The organism is Actinomadura sp. HBU206391, assembly GCF_014323665.1.
Lineage (GTDB): Bacteria > Actinomycetota > Actinomycetes > Streptosporangiales > Streptosporangiaceae > Actinomadura_C.
Genome location: NZ_JABVEB010000451.1, coordinates 1 through 3,036 on the forward strand (window position 1 = coordinate 1; position 3,036 = coordinate 3,036).

At 69.7% G+C, this 3,036-nt stretch carries 3 protein-coding genes and 1 pseudogene; all 4 read right to left on the minus strand.

Annotation, left to right across the window (positions count from 1 at the left end; genetic code table 11):
• Positions 1–216 (minus strand): 6-phosphogluconolactonase (locus tag HKK72_RS38105; RefSeq protein ID WP_187239243.1); only part of this gene is annotated, 216 nt, incomplete at its 3' end.
• On the minus strand, positions 213–1,172 hold the full coding sequence (locus HKK72_RS38110; protein WP_187239244.1) for a glucose-6-phosphate dehydrogenase assembly protein OpcA: 960 nt from the start codon (positions 1,170–1,172) through the stop codon (positions 213–215). The genes HKK72_RS38110 and HKK72_RS38105, both read right to left, overlap by 4 nt.
• 2 nt (positions 1,173–1,174) lie before the next feature.
• Positions 1,175–2,734, minus strand: coding sequence for a glucose-6-phosphate dehydrogenase (gene zwf, locus HKK72_RS38115; protein ID WP_187239245.1), 1,560 nt, complete (start codon positions 2,732–2,734; stop codon positions 1,175–1,177).
• Positions 2,731–3,036 (minus strand): annotated as a pseudogene (locus HKK72_RS38120) (glucose-6-phosphate isomerase); the annotation flags it as partial. The gene zwf and the pseudogene HKK72_RS38120, both read right to left, overlap by 4 nt.

Sequence of the window (3,036 nt, forward strand, 5' to 3'; positions counted from 1 at the left end):
CCACCAGACGTCCAGATTCCGCCAGTCGATCGCCTCACGGGCGCCCGAGGCGGCCAGTTCGCGCAGCACCGCGGTGCCGACCCCACCCCCCGTGAGGACCACCGACCCCGTGCCCCGAGCGGACTGGACGTCCACCAGCCGGGTCACGAGGCGCGCGGCCACGGCCTTCGCCAGCACGGTGGCATCACGATGGACCAGGACGGTCGGCGGGCTCACGAGGAGGTCGCCGCGTTGTCGCCGTTGGCCCGGTCCTCCCGGGCCTTCGTGGCGAGGTTCTTGGCGAACCAGGCGGCCGTCTCCTGGTAAACCTCGTCGGGATCGAGCCGCCGCAGCTCCTCGGTGAGCAGCTCGGCTATCGGCCGCCGGTGCAGGGCGACCTGACGCTCGGGCTGGGCCGGCCACGACAGCGTGGCGACCCGCCCGTCCGGGCGGGTCACCGCGATATCGCCCTCGGAGGTGTTCAGCCGCACGGCCGTGACGCCGGGACCGTCCGAGACGGTGCGCTCGACCGGCACCGCCAGCCGCCTCGCCAGCCACGAGGCGAGCAGCTCGGCGCTAGGGCTGTCGCGTTCGGCCGCGACCTCGCCGGAGATGATGTCGCCATGGTCCTGGTCCAGCGAGGCGGCGAGCAGAGTCCGCCACGGGGTGAGCCGGGTCCAGGTGAAGTCGGTGTCGCCGGGCTTGTAGGCGTTCGCCAGCCGCGCCAGCGTCGCCAGCCGGTCGCGGGCCGCGTAGGCGTCGGTCACCCGCCGCTGGGCGAGCGCGCCCAGCGGATCGTCGCCCGGCACCTTCGGGGCGTAGCCCGGCCACCAGGTCACCACCGGGGTGTCGGGCACCAGCAGCGGCATGACGACCGAGTCCGCGTGCTTGGCGAGCGGACCGTACATCCGCAGCAGCACGGTCTCGCCCGGCCCCGTCTCACCCATCCGGATCTCGGCGTCGAGCCGGGACGAGCTGCCACGAGGGTCCCGGGAGATCACCGTGAGGATCCGGCACGGGTGCTCTCGCGCCGACTCGGTGGCGGCGCGCAGGGCGTCGTACTGCGCCGACTCGTCGGCCACGATGACCAGTGTGAGCACCATGCCCACCGCGGGGCCGCCCATGAGGTGGCGGGATTGCAGGAGCGACTCCTGGATGTTCCGCGTGGTGGTGTGTGTGAGGTCGATGTGCATGCTCAGAGCCTCCTCCACTGGCGTCCGTCGCGGGCCATGAGCTCGTCCGCCGACTGGGGGCCGTAACCGCCGGCGGGATACTGCTCAGGCTTGCCTTGCTTGGCCCAGTGCGCCTCGATCGGATCGAGGATCGTCCAGGAGAGCTCGACCTCCTCCTGCCGGGGGAAGAGCGGGGGATCACCGATCAGTACGTCCAGCAGGAGCCGTTCGTAGGCCTCCGGCGACGCCTCGGTGAAGGACTCGCCATAGGCGAAGTCCATATTGACGTCGCGGACCTCCATCGACGTGCCGGGGACCTTGGAGCCGAACCTGACGGTGACGCCCTCGTCCGGCTGTACCCGGATGACGAGCGCGTTCTGGCCGAGTTCCTCGGTGTCGGTCTCCGAGAACGGCAGATGCGGCGCGCGTTGGAACATCACGGCCACTTCGGTCACCCGGCGGCACAGCCGCTTTCCGGTGCGCAGGTAGAACGGCACGCCGGCCCACCGCCGGGAGTCGATGCCGAGCTTTATCGCCGAGTAGGTCTCCGTGGTGGAGTTGGACGGGATGCCCTCCTCCTCCAGGTAGCCCTGGACCTTCACCCCGCCCTGCCAACCGGCGGCGTACTGGCCCCGAGCCGTGGCGAGGTCGAGGTCGTCGGGCAGCCGTACCGACGACAGAACCTTCGCCTTCTCCATCCGCACCGCCTGTGCGTCGAAGGAGGTGGGCTCCTCCATCGCGGTCAGTGCCATCAGCTGCAGCAGGTGGTTCTGGATCACGTCCCGTGCCGCGCCGATGCCGTCGTAGTAGCCCGCCCGGCCTCCGATGCCGATGTCCTCGGCCATGGTGATCTGCACGTGGTCGACGTACGACCGGTTCCAGACCGGCTCGAAGAGGGTGTTGGCGAACCGCAGCGCCAGGATGTTCTGGACGGTCTCCTTGCCGAGGTAATGGTCGATCCGGAAGATCGACTCCTCGGGGAAGACCTTGTGGAGGAGGTTGTTCAGCTCCACCGCGCTGGCCAGGTCATGGCCGAAGGGCTTCTCGATGACCACCCGGCGCCAGCCGCCGTTGTGCCGCTGCGCGAGCCCGCTGCGCTGCAGCTGCTCGGTGGCGACCGGGAAGAGCTTGGGCGGGATGGACAGGTAGAAGGCGTAGTTTCCGCCGGCGCCGCGGGTGCGGTCGAGCTCCTTGACGGTCTCGGCGAGCCGGTCGAAGGCGGCCGGGTCGTCCAGCTCTCCCTGCACGAAGTGCATGCCGGCGCACAGCTGCTCCCATACGTCCTCGCGGAACGGTGTGCGCGCGTGCTCCTTGACCGCTTCGAAGGCCACCGCCCGGAAGTCCTGATTCTCCCAATCACGTCGGGCGAAGCCGACGAGGGAGAACCCCGGAGGGAGCAGGCCCCGGTTGGCCAGGTCGTAGATCGCGGGTAGCAGCTTCTTGCGGGCCAGGTCCCCCGTCACGCCGAAAAGGATCAGCATGCACGGCGGAGCGACGCGTGGGAGCCGCTTGTCCCGTGGGTCACGCAACGGGTTGACGACCCCGTCGGTCTGCCGGATTGGTCTCTGGGCGGGCGAACTCATGCCCCTCCTCGGGCGGCTTCGAGCAAATGTGCGATGCCGGTCCAGCGGTTGTGCAAATGCAGGCGGACCACAGGTCGCCCCCGCTCGCGCAGCGCCCGGACATCACCGAGCGCGTCGGCGAGTTGCAGACCGCTCAGCCGGTATCGCTTATCTGGAACAGCGGCGTCATGCATCACGTTCCCGGTCAGTGCCAGAAATACGCCCTTCTCTATACCGTCGTTGGGGAATACCGGGTAAAAGGGCCCCCACTCAACGGTGACCGGCCGGGACAGGCGGGCCGCGAGCAGCGCCGCCAGCCGGCG

Excerpts from the sequence above, each read along its gene's own strand:
- HKK72_RS38110 (WP_187239244.1), bottom strand. The coding sequence starts at position 1,172 with ATGCACATCGACCTCACACACACCACCACGCGGAACATCCAGGAGTCG.
- zwf (WP_187239245.1), bottom strand. The coding sequence starts at position 2,734 with ATGAGTTCGCCCGCCCAGAGACCAATCCGGCAGACCGACGGGGTCGTC.